Raw genomic sequence first — 16,864 nt, forward strand, 5'->3', positions numbered from 1 at the left:
TTATTATTGTTATCAATAAACAGAATGTAATTGCAGATGGATATCATGCATAAACTATCTAAAGAATATTGTATCGTAAATGTTCTAAATTGAGCAATAATGATTTTGACTTGCGTGATTTCTGTATGTTACGATAGACCAGAAAATAGAAAAAATCCGAGTTCATTTATTGTTCGTTTAGTTTCAACATGACCATCATAGCATTGTTAAAAAAGAATCCGATATTCTCCGTAGTGCCAATAAACGAACTGCGGCAATTATCGCAGCTATTCCAACACCGGAAATTTAATCGTGGACAGATTATTTTTAACGAAGGCGACGTAGCGAAATGGCTATATCTCGTTTATGATGGAAAAGTTCGGATTCTCAAAAATTCTGCTCGTGGGAAAGAATTAATGCTTGAAGTGATTTCACCCGGAGAAATTTTCGGTGGAATTGGCGTGTTTGATGGAACCACGTATCCGGCAACTGCACAAGCTATGGAACCGACAGAAGTTTTACAACTAACTCGCTACGATTTTTTTACATTGCTCGCGAGATATCCTGCACTTGCGCAACAGGCGCTTACCTACTTCGGCCAGCGGTTAAAAGATGCGCATGAGTTGATGCGGATTATTGCAATCGAACGCGTGCAGACGCGAATAGCGGCTATCCTTTTAAAACTTATGGAACGGGAACTTCGAGAACGGCCAAAAATCCCGAATTTTAAAGATGGGATTAAATTAAATGTTATTCTTACTCGAGCAGATATTGCGGATATGGTTGGTACCACAGTAGAAACCGCAATACGGGTTATGAGTCGATTTACAAAATCCGGTTGGATTAAAACGACTCACGGGAGAATCTCTATTCTCAATCCTACAGCTCTCCAGCAGATTGTACAGCAGAGGTAGCTTTTCCAAATCTGCCAGATATTTTTTGCGATATGATATCCATCATATCTTTCACCACACACTTTAGCCTAATATTGATGAACAACATTAATATATTTTGCTTATGAAAGGGCTACCCATGGCAAAAATAAACCGTAAAATTATTACCATTGATGAAGAAAAATGTGACGGCTGCGGATTATGCATACCGTCCTGCCCGGAAGGAGCTTTGCAGATTGTGAATGGAAAAGCGAAATTGGTTAAAGAGAATTTCTGTGATGGATTAGGTGCTTGTTTAGGTGAATGCCCGCAGAATGCGCTCCGAATTGAAGAGCGGATTACCGAAGAATATGATGAAGAAGGGGTTATCGCTCATATAAAAGAACAATCGCCGGAATTATTGCAGAAACATATTGCGCATCTACAGGCGCATGCTACAGAATTACCGCTAGCACATGCTCATCCAGCGGTTGGCGGATGTCCTTCCGCGCAAATCATTCAATGGAAGACTACGCCGAAACAATCCCTTGAAAAAGTGACAGTTAATTCCGAATTACGGCAATGGCCTATCCAGCTGCATTTAGTATCTCCCTCAGCACCATATTTCCAGCATGCGGATTTGATACTCGTTGCTGATTGTGTTCCGTTCGCCTATGCGAATTTCCATCAGGATTTTCTGAAACATAACGCTATTGCTATCGCTTGTCCAAAACTGGATAATGTTCAACCGTATGGAGAGAAAATCGTTCAGATTATCCTCCACGGGAATATCAAAAGCTTAAAAGTTGTTCATATGGAAGTGCCCTGCTGTTTCGGGTTAGTGCGAATTGCAAATGAAGCTATCCGCAAGAGTCAGCGAAATATCCCGTTTGAAACGATTACTATTAGTATCAAAGGTGAAATCAGGAAAGAATAAAATAGGGATTGATAGTTTACCCCGTATTCTTATCATTGGAAGGAGGAGACCGAATTATGCCAGACACCACGTTTAAAATAACCAAGAATACCGTTATCGGCGAAATATTGAAAGTGTGTCCGGAAGCGGAACGAGTGATAGCGAAATATTTTGGTACCGCTTGTTTCAGCTGCCCGGGGATGAAAATGGAATCAATTGAATTCGGGGCAATGATGCATAATCTTGACCCAAATCTCATTGTTGCGGAAATTAATGCTATTCTAAAAAAACAGAAATAAGCTACCCGCAAATTTTATCTTCAGAATTCAAATGCTCTTATAAAATTTTTATAGAAAAATTGACATTATAGATTGTATGATATATAATAATTTTTAGGAGTTTAAATGAAGTAGAGGAGTTTTTCATGGATACAAAAAAATATGTTTATTGGCAAGATGAGGATATGTGGCTAGGATATTTAGAAGAGTATCCAGACTATATGACTCAAGGAGAGACACTAGAGGAACTTCAGGAAAATTTAAAGGATTTATATAAGGAATTAACAAGTGGGTTGATTCCGTGTGTTCGTAGAGTTGCGGAGCTAGAACTGGCATGAAACGAATCGATTTAATCCGGCAAATCGAAGCTATGGGTTGCATTTTTATTCGACATGGAGGGAAACATGATTGGTATCAAAACCCTAGAACACGAGCTGCGCAACCGATCCCTAGACATAAAGATATCAATGATAACCTAGCCAAACATATTATTAAGATGCTAAAAGATTCATCTTAGTAAGAAGGAAGGTGTTATATGTATTACTTTATTTACCACGATAAAGTAACTCCTGCAGCGAAACTCCATAAAGAAACTTGCGGAGCCTGTAAAGGTGGTCGTGGCATGCATGGACATCAGAAACTTGACGAGAATGAGTGGTATGGTCCATTTAGCAACATTCAGCAAGCCATTAACTCAGCCCAAGTATGAGGTATTGGAAATTTGAACCACTTGTTATAAGTCCACAAATTAGCGTCATTAACTTATCAGATAATTTAATAAATCAGATTACGCTTCGAATAATTGAATTTGGTCAGAGCCTTCCACGATTTAGCACTGGCTTACCTGAAGCTGATGAGCTCGTTTATTGTGACAATTTTGCGTTTCTCATCGCTTGTTGCCTTGATAGAGGAATGCCTTCCGAAATCATCTGGCGTATACCGTATTTTTTAAAACAAGCATGCGGACATCTAGATCCGGAACGATTCAGTAAAATGTCTATAGAAGAATTGAGTCAGGTAATATATCATCTACCAGTGCGACCGAGATATACTAATGATGCTCCATACACAATCATCCAACTTGCAACTATAATCACCAATGAATTCGGTGGAAAAGCAGAAAATTTATGGATAGGCCATTCAGTTCGTGAAATTTATCGGACATTACGTCGGATTCGTGGAGTTGGAGAAGGAATAGCTAATATGACGATTAACCTTCTCCATCGATATTTGAATATTGAACTTACCGTAGATGATTTAAGAGACATTGATGTAAAACCAGATGTTCATGTGGAACGGGTTTTTCAACGGACGGGATTATCCCCAGGCGCAGGCAGTTCCGTTTTTGCTGCTCGATTACATAGTCCAAATTATCCGGCTGCTCTTGATCTAGGTGCTTGGACTATCGGTAAGAATTGGTGCCATGCGAAGGTGCCAAACCACGAGGGGTGTCCTATCATGGCTATATGTCCGAAAATACCGGTTGAATAAAAAGGGTTTCGTATGTCTTCTTGGAAGATGCCGCCGATAGCGAAAGTTTATGAAGCATTAAGTGCGGTTGCTGACCAGCGGGTTAATATCATCGGCGCGACTAATGCTCAAGTACTATCTTCGACTCGGGAAAAAGTTTATGATATCGAATGGTCAGCGGATATGCAATCGTTCAGCTCGAATGATAATGCTTCTTATTGGCAGGGATATATTGGATATCCGATTATAGCTGTTCTTTTGAAACTAGGGAAATTGACCTACGACAACAAAATCGTTGGCCTATTAGCTAATATCCCGTGGAAAGAGATTAACCTCAAGTTTAAGCGGGATTATGAGAAAGCAGTAGCTTATGTTCTCGAGCAAATAGAAGCGAAAGGTGGGAATCGAACAGAAATCATTTCAGAAGTTGAAAGAATATATAAGCAACTGAACGAACTGCATCTCCAACGGCTACAAAAGCACCGACTACCACCGAAGTAACACTGCTGGTTTACCGATATATCTATCAACTATCAAATTCCCGATGCTCAATATCAAATGAACCTATCTATTGCAAACTTTGTGTTTTTATATTGACCAATCAATAAATATTATTCTATAGCACCGGCATCTTGTAATACATTGCGAATATCCTGCCGATTCATTTGTATTGCGTATTGCAATGCAGTTAACCCCGCATGGTTTTTAATGGTATATTTCGCGCCATGTTTTAAGAGAAGTTTAACAATTTCTAAATTCCCGAATCGAACCGCTTTCATTAGCGGGGTATATCCTAACGCATCCGTTGCGTTTATATCAATTCCTTTATCAATCAAATATTCGATACGCGCAATATTCCCAACGCTAATACACCGATTCAATTCTTCTAACCCTAAATTTTCATGGCGACGATGTATTGGGTCTATATCATTCGTAAATAAAAATGAAGAATATGGAGCCATTTTTTGTAATCTTGTTAAAAGGCAGTTGTACTATTTGATATTTTATCAAAAACTAGACTTGCCTGCAATCTGATGATTCGTGCTGATGATTGGTGATAATTTGACTGCATTATGAATCACTTGTTATAATATAACTACATAGTCTCTCTTGAATCTAGCCGGTTTCATCAAAGGTAGATATTTTTCCTGATTGAACGATAAAAAGAACTATATACTTATCTCATCATAATCAGCGGAATCTCGCTTGATTTTCGTTGGTTAGATAATATATTTATGCAACGGAGGATGTTCTGATGATTAAACGAAGGTTAGGAGTTATTATATTAGGTGCATTATTTTGTTTGAGTATTTTTGCTATTGCGGATGAACTTCTCTTGCCTGGCGGTTTCTCCGGAACGGTATCGTATAGTGGGAGTAGTTCCGGCGCTATTTTTCTGGTGATATTCAACACGCCGTTTTATGGTGACCCGACTTCGTTTGTTTATTTACCTACGTTAGGGAAATATACGGTTAGTAATCTGATTCCAGGTACCTATTATCTCGCAGCATTTATCGATTGTAACGGTAACCATGATTTAGATTTCGGTCATGAACCGCTGGGAGCGTATGGCGGATTTTATCAACCGACTCCAATTACGGTTACCAGTGGCGGTAATACCCCCAATATTAATGTTACTATCGAAAATCCACCGAGCGGCGATAAAACGCCACCAACATTGGTTTCAACGAATCCAGCAATTGGTGCGGTGAATGTCGCTACGACCACGCGAACGTTTTCATTTACCTTCAGTGAAAAGATGTGGATTAACCATGATATGGAGTTCACCAATTTCACCGCGAATTTTTCGTATTCTTGGTCAACAGATGGGAAAACGATAACGTATACTTCAGACCGTAACTTACCCGCTAATACTATCCTATACTGGATTTTGCAGGGATTTCAAGATTTAGCAGGGAACGTATTATTTCCGGTTAACGGTGCGTTTGCCACGGGGTCGAATTATAGTGTTGGTGCGGTTAAAGGAACGATAACCTACCTCGGTAGTAGCACCGGTCGGATTGGTATATTTCTTTCTAGAGATAAAATGTTCGACACCGTTGTTGGATTCGGAATGATAACTGCTCCGGGACAATATACGGTATCAAACCTCGCGCCGGGAACCTATTATGCTGCGGCGGTTATGGATATTAATGGAAACGGGTTTCCTGATGTTGGTCACGAACCGATGGGTATGTATGGCGGGAATATCTATTATCCGACTCCGATAAACGTGGCGGCTAACGCTACCACGAGCAATGTTAATATTACGTTACAGAACCCGCCGACTGGCGATTCGACTCCACCATATTTAGTTGCATCGAATCCAGCGAACGGTGCGTATAATGTTTCGACAACACAACGAACACTATCGTTCACGTTCAGTGAACCAATGTGGATAAGTTCTCTTATCGATTTGCAAGGGGGATATACCGACGGGATAACTTATTCGTGGAGTTCGGACGGAAGAACCATAACCTATACATATCAATATCCGCTACCGTCATCTAATGTCGTCCGGTGGACATTAAATCCGAATTACGATGACGATGAGTGGCGGTTTATGGATTTAGCTGGTAATATACTTCCTATGACGAGCGGAAGTTATACGACACAACATATCGGGAATATTCCGGATATTCGACTCAATATCGCTCGGTCTGAACTGGACTTAATACAATTACACCGATATTTTCTGGGACCGTGGGGGCTAGCCAATTGGACGTGGTCATCGTATACTACGTTTGCAAATATTACGATTGATAGTAATGCATTTGTCGATTATTTAACTCCGTTACAATGGACTCCGGGATTAGATACAGTAACCTTTACCGCAGCGGGTTATGGCAGTGATAAATCGGTTTTAAAATATTCTAGCTATGTGTTTAACGGAAGATTACCGACTGCATTGGTTGATAATGGAAGGAAAATCGCTAATTGTGACTTAAAGTTATCTGACTATTTCCTGAACCTCGGTGCACCTGTTGGTCCCGCGCAATATTCCGTAGATACAGTTCGGTATAGTAATAGCGCTGATATCGGGAAATTAACTGTATCTTTTTCCGGAGATACTTTGAAAATCAGTGCTACCAGTGCTTTAAAAGGTTCTGCACAAGTTGTCGTTAAAGTGTATACTTCAACCGCAAATGATTGGGAAAAAGAACTGGTTAATGTCTATGAAATAGCTAATACATATAGTCGGTTTACTATTGCCAGTGATACCAGTAAATGGTTCTATGAAATTTATGGTGATGGAACTGGTACCGGTACATTATCTTGGCTTTCATCATTTGGCAGTCAAAGCGGGGTATTGAGGATAGAACAGATACCAGGACAGAAAGCGAAATTAACGCAAATTATTACCGTTCCCGAACCAGGATGGTATACCGCAGAAGCGAAAGTCGCAACTGATATTTCGAATCCGGCGAAACAGCAGAAAGCGTATCTCTATCTCCAAGAACTCAGTCAGAATACGGCAATCATTTCCTGCGCAAATCAGGTGATTGCACCTGGAGCTGGCGGGTTTGGTTCTGCCAATGTCTGGAAAACCATGAAAATATCGTATTATGCGACCGGAACGATACTTGGCGTTCAGGTGGTTGCGATAAATCCGTCGAATAGTGCGGTTACCGGTAGTATGTATATTGATGATATCTATATGTATCCAGCGCCACCGGAAGTATATCAATGTCGTGGCGTTAATACTATCGGAATATATAACCATAGTTTCTATGACGGATTGAATAATTGGCTGATTGAATCGTATGGCGATGCGACTGCGCCTGGTTCGTGGGATATTTATAATAGCGGTTCAGCGAACCATTGGCAGCTCCTGCGTGGAATCCAAGCTAGCGGGCAGAAAGCGAAAATCAGCCAGAATATAGATTTATCGAATTTCCAAGGGATTGGGCAGAAAAATGCTGCGGTTTCAGTTTGGGTATATAGCGAAGCCGGGTCGCAATCGAATTCGCAGAAAGTATATCTCTATTTCTATAGTATGAATAGTTCTAGAACGAAAGTTATCGAAAGTGGAAACGCTATCCTACAACCTGGAAAATGGACTCCTGGCGAATGGCGTCAACTCCGGTTCGGATATACGCCAATAACCGGATATAATTCAATTCAGTTAGTCGGTATCAATCCGAGCGGGAAACCAACGCAAACGATGTATTTCGATGATGTTGAAGCATGGATTGACCAAGACCTTCCAGCATACTGGGACCATAGTTTATTCTAAAACTAAACACCAAGTATTAAATATTAGGTAACCAAATAAAAAGAGCAAGTTGAAAAACAGCCAACTTGCTCTTTTTTATTTTTTTTATGTAGAAACCCATTTTAACCAATTTTACCCTTTACCAATTTTGCTGTGTCTATATGGAGAGAGAATAACTAATGTAAATTAGGGTTTCCTTTTCACTCTGTCAGTCGAGATAAAGAATCTAGCTATCCTGGTGATTTTGTGTTCGTTGGACTTCAAATTATAAATTTCTTCACTAGCAGTTCCTATCTTTCTATTGTACAATATCAATTTAAAATAAAACAATCATCTGCTGAAACCCTAGAGTATACAAAGTTTATTTAATCATTTAATTATTTAACAAGGAGCGATTATGAAACGAATCAACACCATAGTTTTTTTATGTTCCTTTATGTTAATGTTCTGTTTCTCGCTATCTCTTGCGGAGCTGAAAAATCCACCGCCGGGATTCGATTCGCCATTCGGGCTCGGTGGTGCGAGTTATTTCCATATGCGGCATTCTGCGGATAAATGGGAGTTTGGTTCCAAACATCATCAGCTATTCAATTTAACTGGCGCAAAATGGGCTCGGCAAGATTTCTGGTGGAGTAGTATCGAAACCAGTCAAGGTCGGTTCGATTGGGAGTTTCCAGACCAAGTCGTTGCACAGTATCGGAAATATGGAATAAACCTATTTCCGATAATCTGCTATGGTTCTGCTTGGCAACATAGCGAAGCGCCGATAACTGAATCGGAACGGAAACTTGCTGCCCGATATACCTATTTGCTGGTCAGCCGATATCGGAATACGGTTCATGCTTGGGAAATTTGGAATGAACCGAACATTCTCCCGTTCTGGAGCCCGAAACCGAACCCTGCGGATTATGCTGCGTTGCTGAAAGAATGTTATATTGCAGCGAAAAACGCTGACCCGAACTGTATCGTTGTCGCTGGCGCGTTAGCTGGCGTTGATGAATCGTTTCTGCGTGGGATGTATCAACACGGAGCGAAAGGATATTTCGATGCGCTTTCGTATCATACTTACGGCCAAAATCCACCGGAACGGTATATCCAGAACGAAATTAACCTGATTCGGAAAATTATGGCAGAATTCGGTGATGATAAGCCAATTTGGATGACGGAAACCGGATATTATACCGGTCCAGCAGGGATTTCGGAAGAACAGCAGGCGAAATGGATTGTTCGCAGTCATTTATGCTGGTTAAGTGCTGGTGTAGATAAAATTTTCGAATTAACTATGCTCGATTGGACTGATGACCCGAACACGCCTGACGGTACGTCATTCCGTGGAATTGCGCATCGGTCGTTTGACCCCAAACCTGCATTTTATGCGTATCGAACGATGACCGAAATGCTTGACGGAAAGCAGTTTTATGGTAATCTAAAATTATCGCCGGAAGTTTATGGAGCTCTTTTTACTGCGAAAGGATATCCCTATACCAAACTCCCGCATGCTACGCTCGTTCTTTGGACTGATGATAACAAGGAGAAAACGGTTACCTTTGATCCCGGCGCAAATACGGTTCTCGTTCACAACCTGCATGGCGACCGCAAATTGCTTAAAGTTGATGAGAACAACCAGATTCAGATTAAAGTGACCGATGCCCCGATTTATCTCGAAGGTATCGGCGAAAAAATTCTTTTGCAATCGCAATTCGTTCAACTTAATGAATCCTACCGACAGCTCGCTTATTTATCCGAGAACACGATTAAACTGCGGTTCTATAATCCATTAAGCACAGCGTTACGTGGTGAAGTGCTCGTCTATATCAATAAACCGAAATTAGACTTAACGCACAAATCGTTATCTCTCGAATTAGCACCGAATGAAAAGAAAGAAATATCTATTGCGCTTTCCAAATCTGATTGTTCGATATTAGGAGAAACAGAGTTGGTAATTAAGTATTCAAGTCCGGATATCGGCAATATAACGGTTTTTGAGCAAGTTGAAATTGTTAATCCGATTAAACTGAAATTTCTGCCTGTTCAACGTTCTATTCCGCCGAAATTTGACATTCAGCTCGAGAATTATTCCGGTAAGGAAGTTGAAGGAACGTTGCAGGTTACACTCGTTCAACCGTTTGACCATCAATGGTCGTTACCGGTTAAACTCGCTACGCAAACTACAGCGATATATTCTTTTAGCTACGACCCGGACATGATAGAATCGTTTACGCCGTATCAACTATCCGTAACATTCATCGGGTCAGGGTATTCTGCGACCGCAGATAAAACCTATACATTCATTTTAGTTCCAAAAGCAACGAAAACAATAACGATCGACGGCGAATTATCGGATTGGACTGAACCGACTATCACGCCGCAGAATTTGAAAGTAGAATTCTTTAACCAGAATGCGTATACCGGTTCGGGAGATATTACCGCAACAGCGTATCTCGCTTGGGCTCCAGGTAAATTATATCTCGCAATAGATGTTACTGATGATAAAATTATCCTTGCGACTCCGCCAACGGTTTGGGATCAGGATTCGTTACAAATCGCTATTGACGGCTTAAACGATGCCGAGCCGAAAACAGGGTTCGATAATAACGATTTCGAGTTTGAAATTGCTTTGACGAAAGACGGGAAAAATTATCTCGCTGCGGGACATTATCCTGCGGGGCGAATCGAATCAGTTGTTCCGGAGAAAGTTCAGGTAGCCATCAAGCAAAAAGCTGATGGGAAAGGATTAATTTACGAACTGATGATTCCAGAAGAAGTGGTTCTTCCGTTAACATTCGAATCGGGTAGAATTTTCGGATTCAATTTTATTCTAAATGATAATGATACCGGACTCCGCAAAGGATGGCTAGAACTAGCGCCGGGTATTGGCTGGGGAAAAGAACCCGCAAAATATTATGATGTTATTCTAATGGAATGACTAACTGAAGAACGAAAGAACGAAAGAACGAAAATACAAATAACATAAAAGCAATAATCTGAAAAATTTCTAATTACTGTAAAAAATCGTAAACTATAGATTTTTTATTACTTCTAACTTTGGCGGAGAAAGCTTTTAGTTGTCGGATAAGATTTTCTGCTTGTAAAAGATAGACTTTATGTTCTTCTATATCAATATATCTATCATCTAAAGCACAATCTAAACAACCACAAACCTCATTTACCGAAGTTAATGCATTATTTAAAAAACGACTAAAATCAGTATCTGAATATCGTTCTGAACCTTCAGCAATATTTAATACAATCGAATCTAACGCTCGCCAAAGTTGTGATGTTAAATTATATTGTTCTTGTTTTGGAAACTTTTTTCGACTAAGCTCTTTTAATTGTTTACGAAATTCTCGTGCATCTTTATATACCGGAAATTCTCGAAAGCGAAAAACCGTATTCATTTTTTGTTCTTCCGTTCTTCCGTTCTTTCGTTAAATGTTTTACCAAAGCGTTTGCTTAATTTCCATCTTATACGAGAACTGGCCGTAGTATAGATTCACATCATCATACTCAACTTCACCGCGCTGGAAATCAACAGTATCTGATCGCACCGCGTTTTTCGGCGGATAAAGCGGAACACCGTGGTCTTTGTTTGCCACCAGCCGATATGGATCCATGTTCCCGAAATAGAAATCATGGAGTTCCCGTTTCTGGTCATCAGTTAAACCGACGGCATACCGCGTGAAATGGATCGCCCGATGTGGGTCAACTGGCACCCAGCCATACGGGTCGAGATAGATTTCTGTCCAATCATGCATCCCCGACCCTTCCCGGGTAGGATACATCGTCCAAGCGGTCTGCCATCGCGCAGGAATCCCGTTCATTCGGCAGAGCGTAATGAATAGCAGCGCTTCTTCCCCGCAATCGCCATAGCGTCGTTTGAACGTCGTCTCGCTGATATTGCGAATCGTGGAATATTCATGCGCATAACTATATAGGATATTAGTCCCAATCCAATCATAAATTTTCTTCGCTTTCCAATAAGGATTAGTTTCATTTCCGACAATCTCTTGTGAAATATTCCGGAATTCGGGAATAAACATCACATGCGGCGGCTGTTCTTCAAGAAATTTATCTACAGCCGGATTCCCGCGCTGATATGGGACAACTTTATTCGGGTCAATTCGGGTATAAACCGAGTATACTTTAAATCTATATTCGAGCTCGAATACCGTCGGTTTATCTTTTTCCGCTACCCGCTCGAAATAAACTGCACGCATATCTTGGTCAGGTTCACCAATCCATTTCGGCGCCGGATTCGACCGGATAAACCGCAGGTCTTGCTGTTGCGGTCGAGCTACCGGATACGGCATCCAGCAGCGAACGGTTTTCCCTGCTGGGACTTCATTCGATTTAACGGTTATCGTCATTTTAACTCTATATTTTTTTGGGTAGATATATCGGTCATACGGCGATTTCTCCGCCGCTTTCCGAATTTTTAAATACTCTTTCCAGACGGATTTATCGTAGGTATCACTTTTCGGCGCTATTTCTCGCGCCGCAATTTCCGGATATCGCCAAATCAGGTTGCTTACACTCGATCCGAGGTAATATTTTTCCCCATCTATAATTTTTACATCGAATTTCCCTTCTGCTTCCCAATTCGCTAATTCATCTTCAGAGAAATTCGCAATCCGCAATTGTAATCTTCTCAACAACTCTTCTCGGGTTAACGAATAATCTTTTTTAATCCGGTCGAGTCGTTCGATTTCCCAGAGAAGTTCTTTTTTCTCGATTGCGGATAAAGTTCCTTTTGCGATTTCATCTTGCACTAATTGTTTCGCGATAGCAAATTCGCCTTTTTCTTCTAAAGCAGCAATTTGCGATTTCAATTCTAACCCCTCCCCGAAACATATAAAATTTGTTATGCTTAAAATAAGTATTAGCCATAATGAACCTAAAACAAATAATGGTAGTCTTCTTCTCATAATCGAATTCCTTTCTTAAAGTTTATTTAAGAAAAATTATATCATTTATATCAATTATTTTGCTAGATAGGGACAATTTGCTTGATAAGGATAAAGAAGTAGTAACGGAGAGGAACCAGTGTGCCTTTAACCCACACTGGTTCCTCTCAAGGTTCTCTTCAGAGATAATACCTAGTTTCGCTAATAATAAGGAATTTTAGATATAATAGATATATATACGATGAAGTCAAGTAAAATAGTGCTGATTTTTTTAATTATTGCGCATTGTCACCTTTTATCGCAATCCCTGTTAGCGACTGATATTACCACCCAAGATGGGTTAACCTTACAGTTTTCAAATAGTGATGGGAGCTTTGCAGCGATTACCATTGATGGACGTTCGCTTCCGTTATTTGGCAATACAACCGGCGGACTGTCGATTATCGAAGGACACTCGGTAACCTCAACTACCAACCTATTCACGCATAGTTTCGAAACCAATCTCCCGCTATGGTCGAATGCGCAGAATGATAACTGGACGACCGGAACGCTCTATTATAGTTGGATAACCAGTGGTGGACTTGGCAATTCCCAATATCTCAAACTCGGGAATGGAACTACTCCCGGCGCAGGGATTGCGTTCAACCAGCTTTTGCCAGTCAGTTCAGGGAAATATCAAATAAGTTGGTATGGGAAATCTGCGGATACGACTAGCAAATATATATTCTGCATTCGGCTTTTTGATGCGAATTCAACTGATATAACGCAAACCACGACCCCGCCGACCGGCTGGGGTTATAGCGGAACGTCGAAAGCGCATTTCGTTTGCGGGATGAGCAATACTCTTCCGGATACCTGGGAACAGTTTCGGTACGAATATCTTATGCCGGAAGGAGTGAAATATATCACGATTTCGCTCCGCTACTGGAACGGCGGAGATTATTATGTCAATATCGATAACCTTGAAATCTGGAAAACCAGCGGGATTGAATGGGAGAATGAACTGCCGATATATTCGCAATTAACTGGAACTGGACAACCGAACCAGTTTGGTTTCAAGCTTAATCCACCGGGTAAAAATTTATCGATAACCTTAACTTATACGCAACTCTCGGAATGTATCCGAGTTGATGGCGAACTGCAGGATACTTCCAGTCCGTTAACCACTCGATTTTTTAAGGTATATTACACTTTGCCGATTGATGCGACCGGTTGGAACTGGTTCGATGATATTTACCGCCAGCGGAATATCGATACTTCCAAAACTGCTTACGAAAACACGGTTACGATACAAAATCGAAAAGTGGCGATATATCCATTCACCGCACTCACAGATGCAACTAGTGGAATCTCTCTTGCCGTTCCGATGACTGAACCACGTATCCAGAATACCAGTTACTGCCGACCAATTGGTTTACGAATTCAATTCGATTTGGCAATATCTCCTGCAACTCTACTCCTCGGCGCTGGGAAAGCGACGTTCCATTTCATTCTCTATAAACTCGATACGCCGAACTGGGGATTTCGTTCCGCAGCGAAAAAATATTATGCGCTCTATCCGGAATATTTTATGAAACGAACCGGAGATGAAGGTTGCTGGGAATATCCGATAGCACCAACAGTCGTTCAGAATCCGCTAGATTTCGGATTTAAATTCTATGAAACTAATCCGCAGAGTTCAACGGTTATCGATACCTGCAATCAGCTCGGAATCGAAATCTATCATTATCACGAGCCATGGGGCGCGTGGATGGGCTGGGGATATGTTACTACCAAACCGAGTTATGACGAACGTACTGCTCGGTTATATGCCTGGGCAGCAGATACCGGCTCCAGCTTAAAATGGAATAACGCACCACGATGGTATACCGCACAAGCGATAATCAATTCCGGATATCTTGATGATTCTAGCAGATTTCAAATCGATGCGAGCAGCTATTTCTGGCATCAATGGAGCGGGTCGAGTTCCTGGAACCAGTTCTGGCCAACGAATCCGGATATGAATCTCCCTCAGCCGAATATGGGAACAGCATATAAAACGTATTCTGTAGATTATCGTGCTGCGGACGCAACTGGCGGAATGTATGTCGATTCGATTTTAGTCGGGAGTAGTATGGGTGGAGTAAGCGATTATCGGTATAGTCATTTTTCGACGGTGACACTCCCGCTAACGTTCTCGGATACGCAAGGGAAACCGATTATCGCCAGCGAACTCCAGCAGTATGCTTATCTCGATTGGCTAGGAAATTATCTTCATGCGCAAGGGAAAAAGGTTATGGGGAATATCTTTCCGACTGCATATCGGTTCTACGCGCATCTATTGGATATCCTTGGGTCGGAAGTATGGAATGTTACTGAGCCGGAATCGGATATTGCGATTCGAAGAACCTTATGTTATCAGAAAGTTAATACCAACCTACTCCAATTCTGGGAAACGAGATTTTTAACCAAAGATGAAATTGAAACCTATCTGAAACATCAATTGTTCTATGGCTCATATCCGGGGATAAGTTCCGCTGGCGGTGGTCTGACGTATGGCGCACCAGTCCGCTATTTCCTGCATCCGGAACTCTATGAACGCGACCGAGAACTGTTTATTAAATATATCCCGATAATTAAAACATTAAATCGCGCCGGATGGGAACCGATACCGTTTGCGACGAGTTCCGTTGATTCAGTCCGCATTGAACGGTTCGGCAATTGGTCAACGTATAATATTTATTATACCGCAAAAAATGCGACCGCAAGCGTTCAAACGACAACGGTTACCATAACCTATCCGGATTTAGGGATTCAGGATAGCGAATTGCCGAACCTGCACCTCGTTGCGTTATTCGATAATACGTTCATTCCTTTACAATATAATATCATTGAAAAAACCGTTCAATTCCAATGCATCCTTAACCCGAATGAAGTGCATGCGTATCGATTAACCTATACCACTACAACCGTCCCAACTCAACTCTGGCAAGCCGTCAAATAGAAATGGTTAGTAATAGCCATCTATCTTGCAGTAGTTGATTCTATTCAACCTTGAATAAGACTTTCATCAGTATATGCGATCAAGGTATTAACACATGGAGCCCTATCGTTTCACCGACTACGCTATTTCGTTTCACGTTGGGTTCTCCATCAGGTGTTAGCTCCGATTGTTCAAAGGAAGGTATCAGGATAAGCTATAACACTAAAAACTACAAAGCAAAAAAATGAATGAAAAATACGTTCGAGAAGCATATAGAGTCCTTCCGACTCCAAGTACAAGTATATACACGAAGAGGGTATGTCAAAAGAAATTGTTTGAAACCTGAATTTTCCTGGTGCAATATTTCCCTGCTTAACCGATGGTGATATTTGTTGCCGCTTCTCCTTGCTCTCTAAAAGAAAAAAATCAGTTTATCTATCGGATAAACTGATTTTTAGATTCGACTACAATATTAAGATATTAACCGAATTATGCTTTTTTCGCTAATTCAACCAGTTTCGTGAATGTTGCTGGGTCAGAAATAGCAATTTCTGAGAGCATTTTCCGGTCTAATCCAACCTTCGCTTTTTTAAGTCCAGCCATGAAATCACGATAGGTTATCCCATTGGAGCGAGCAGCTGCGTTAATTCGAACAATCCATAATGACCGAAAATCGCGTTTTCTCGCTTTTCGATCTCGAAACGCATATTGACCAGCCCGCATTACCGCTTCTTTTGCTGACCGATACAATTTGCTTTTCGCGCCACGGTATCCTTTCGCTAATTTGAGGACTTTTTTCATTCTGCGGTGACTAACATACCCGCTTTTAACTCGAGCCATATAAGTTATCGTTCTCCTTTCAACATAAAACCTGGTTAAATGGCTTAATAAGTTAACCAAGCTAAATTACCAAATTTTTTACAATTTGTTTTAACCTAATAACCAGTTAACTCTTCACCATTTACCATACATCATAAATAAACTATACTGATATCAAGGTACGAATTGTTTTCGCTTCCCCTTTAAAAACATACCCTGGTTTCCGTAACGCTCGTTTCTGCCGTTTCGATTTCGCAGCCAGTAGATGACGTAGATACGCTCGTTTCCGTTTAATTTTACCGGTTGCGGTAAGTTTAAACCGTTTTTTCGCTCCACGATGTGATTTAAGTTTTGGCATAATAGAAATGCAGGATAACGTTAAAGTAGGGTCTTGATTTATCAATCCCGTTGTAAGTGTTTTGAACATTGAACCCTACGTTACGCCTGC

Annotated in this window: 16 protein-coding genes; 11 read left to right on the forward strand and 5 right to left on the reverse strand. The window is 41.0% G+C overall.

The features are described 5' to 3' along the window. Window positions 1–188 precede the first annotated feature (188 nt). From N3A72_02605 to N3A72_02640, 8 genes are all read left to right on the forward strand, one after another. Complete coding sequence (locus tag N3A72_02605) at window positions 189–893, forward strand: Crp/Fnr family transcriptional regulator (protein ID MCX7918501.1); 705 nt, start codon at window positions 189–191, stop codon at window positions 891–893. Window positions 894–1,020: 127 nt separating this feature from the next. Continuing rightward, window positions 1,021–1,788, forward strand: a complete 768-nt coding sequence (locus N3A72_02610) for a 4Fe-4S binding protein (protein ID MCX7918502.1) — start codon at window positions 1,021–1,023, stop codon at window positions 1,786–1,788. A gap of 56 nt (window positions 1,789–1,844) precedes the next feature. Further along, a complete protein-coding gene (locus N3A72_02615; GenBank protein MCX7918503.1) occupies window positions 1,845–2,066 on the forward strand; it encodes a DUF1858 domain-containing protein in 222 nt (73 codons plus the stop codon). A 125-nt stretch (window positions 2,067–2,191) separates the two neighbouring features. Next, window positions 2,192–2,383, forward strand: coding sequence for a type II toxin-antitoxin system HicB family antitoxin (locus tag N3A72_02620; protein ID MCX7918504.1), 192 nt, complete (start codon window positions 2,192–2,194; stop codon window positions 2,381–2,383). After that, on the forward strand, window positions 2,380–2,562 hold the full coding sequence (locus N3A72_02625) for a type II toxin-antitoxin system HicA family toxin (protein MCX7918505.1): 183 nt from the start codon (window positions 2,380–2,382) through the stop codon (window positions 2,560–2,562). Before N3A72_02620 ends, N3A72_02625 begins: the two co-directional genes overlap by 4 nt. Before the next feature lie 18 nt (window positions 2,563–2,580). Then, the gene (locus N3A72_02630; GenBank protein MCX7918506.1) at window positions 2,581–2,754 is read left to right on the forward strand and encodes a hypothetical protein; all 174 of its coding nucleotides are present in this window, start codon (window positions 2,581–2,583) and stop codon (window positions 2,752–2,754) included. Continuing rightward, a complete protein-coding gene (locus N3A72_02635; GenBank protein MCX7918507.1) occupies window positions 2,751–3,536 on the forward strand; it encodes a hypothetical protein in 786 nt (261 codons plus the stop codon). The genes N3A72_02630 and N3A72_02635 overlap by 4 nt, the downstream gene beginning before the upstream one ends. Before the next feature lie 12 nt (window positions 3,537–3,548). Then, entirely contained in the window at window positions 3,549–4,016 is a 468-nt protein-coding gene (locus N3A72_02640; protein ID MCX7918508.1) for a hypothetical protein, read from the forward strand. 110 nt (window positions 4,017–4,126) lie between these two features. Here the strand turns inward: N3A72_02640 and N3A72_02645 are convergent, their stop codons facing one another. Then, entirely contained in the window at window positions 4,127–4,477 is a 351-nt protein-coding gene (locus tag N3A72_02645) for an ankyrin repeat domain-containing protein (GenBank protein MCX7918509.1), read from the reverse strand. Window positions 4,478–4,770: 293 nt separating this feature from the next. Here N3A72_02645 and N3A72_02650 point away from each other — a divergent pair, with 293 nt between their 5' ends. Further along, window positions 4,771–7,752: an Ig-like domain-containing protein gene (locus tag N3A72_02650; protein ID MCX7918510.1), complete on the forward strand. Its 2,982-nt coding sequence runs from the start codon at window positions 4,771–4,773 to the stop codon at window positions 7,750–7,752. Window positions 7,753–8,128: 376 nt separating this feature from the next. Then, complete coding sequence (locus tag N3A72_02655) at window positions 8,129–10,657, forward strand: hypothetical protein (GenBank protein MCX7918511.1); 2,529 nt, start codon at window positions 8,129–8,131, stop codon at window positions 10,655–10,657. A 73-nt stretch (window positions 10,658–10,730) separates the two neighbouring features. Here N3A72_02655 and N3A72_02660 read toward each other — a convergent pair whose 3' ends face one another. Together N3A72_02660 and N3A72_02665 are read right to left on the reverse strand one after the other, a co-directional pair. After that, complete coding sequence (locus N3A72_02660) at window positions 10,731–11,129, reverse strand: four helix bundle protein (protein ID MCX7918512.1); 399 nt, start codon at window positions 11,127–11,129, stop codon at window positions 10,731–10,733. Between the two features lie 39 nt (window positions 11,130–11,168). Next, entirely contained in the window at window positions 11,169–12,656 is a 1,488-nt protein-coding gene (locus N3A72_02665; protein ID MCX7918513.1) for a hypothetical protein, read from the reverse strand. Window positions 12,657–12,876: 220 nt separating this feature from the next. On the opposite strand from N3A72_02665, the gene N3A72_02670 reads away from it, so the two are divergent. Beyond that, window positions 12,877–15,618 carry a hypothetical protein gene (locus N3A72_02670; GenBank protein MCX7918514.1) on the forward strand — a complete coding sequence of 914 codons (2,742 nt, stop codon included), beginning with the start codon at window positions 12,877–12,879 and terminating at the stop codon, window positions 15,616–15,618. Window positions 15,619–16,086: 468 nt separating this feature from the next. Here the strand turns inward: N3A72_02670 and rplT are convergent, their stop codons facing one another. Continuing rightward, entirely contained in the window at window positions 16,087–16,437 is a 351-nt protein-coding gene (gene rplT, locus N3A72_02675; GenBank protein MCX7918515.1) for a 50S ribosomal protein L20, read from the reverse strand. Window positions 16,438–16,579: 142 nt separating this feature from the next. Beyond that, window positions 16,580–16,774: a 50S ribosomal protein L35 gene (gene rpmI, locus N3A72_02680; GenBank protein MCX7918516.1), complete on the reverse strand. Its 195-nt coding sequence runs from the start codon at window positions 16,772–16,774 to the stop codon at window positions 16,580–16,582. Window positions 16,775–16,864 lie beyond the last annotated feature (90 nt).

Source organism: bacterium (assembly GCA_026416715.1).
Taxonomy (GTDB): domain Bacteria; phylum UBP4; class UBA4092; order JAOAEQ01; family JAOAEQ01; genus JAOAEQ01.

Excerpts from the sequence above, each read along its gene's own strand:
- N3A72_02660 (MCX7918512.1), bottom strand. The coding sequence starts at position 11,129 with ATGAATACGGTTTTTCGCTTTCGAGAATTTCCGGTATATAAAGATGCA.
- N3A72_02670 (MCX7918514.1), top strand. The coding sequence starts at position 12,877 with ATGAAGTCAAGTAAAATAGTGCTGATTTTTTTAATTATTGCGCATTGT.
- N3A72_02640 (MCX7918508.1), top strand. The coding sequence starts at position 3,549 with ATGTCTTCTTGGAAGATGCCGCCGATAGCGAAAGTTTATGAAGCATTA.
- N3A72_02665 (MCX7918513.1), bottom strand. The coding sequence starts at position 12,656 with ATGAGAAGAAGACTACCATTATTTGTTTTAGGTTCATTATGGCTAATA.
- N3A72_02650 (MCX7918510.1), top strand. The coding sequence starts at position 4,771 with ATGATTAAACGAAGGTTAGGAGTTATTATATTAGGTGCATTATTTTGT.
- N3A72_02625 (MCX7918505.1), top strand. The coding sequence starts at position 2,380 with ATGAAACGAATCGATTTAATCCGGCAAATCGAAGCTATGGGTTGCATT.
- N3A72_02635 (MCX7918507.1), top strand. The coding sequence starts at position 2,751 with ATGAGGTATTGGAAATTTGAACCACTTGTTATAAGTCCACAAATTAGC.
- N3A72_02605 (MCX7918501.1), top strand. The coding sequence starts at position 189 with ATGACCATCATAGCATTGTTAAAAAAGAATCCGATATTCTCCGTAGTG.
- N3A72_02645 (MCX7918509.1), bottom strand. The coding sequence starts at position 4,477 with ATGGCTCCATATTCTTCATTTTTATTTACGAATGATATAGACCCAATA.
- N3A72_02620 (MCX7918504.1), top strand. The coding sequence starts at position 2,192 with ATGGATACAAAAAAATATGTTTATTGGCAAGATGAGGATATGTGGCTA.
- N3A72_02630 (MCX7918506.1), top strand. The coding sequence starts at position 2,581 with ATGTATTACTTTATTTACCACGATAAAGTAACTCCTGCAGCGAAACTC.
- rpmI (MCX7918516.1), bottom strand. The coding sequence starts at position 16,774 with ATGCCAAAACTTAAATCACATCGTGGAGCGAAAAAACGGTTTAAACTT.
- N3A72_02615 (MCX7918503.1), top strand. The coding sequence starts at position 1,845 with ATGCCAGACACCACGTTTAAAATAACCAAGAATACCGTTATCGGCGAA.
- rplT (MCX7918515.1), bottom strand. The coding sequence starts at position 16,437 with ATGGCTCGAGTTAAAAGCGGGTATGTTAGTCACCGCAGAATGAAAAAA.
- N3A72_02655 (MCX7918511.1), top strand. The coding sequence starts at position 8,129 with ATGAAACGAATCAACACCATAGTTTTTTTATGTTCCTTTATGTTAATG.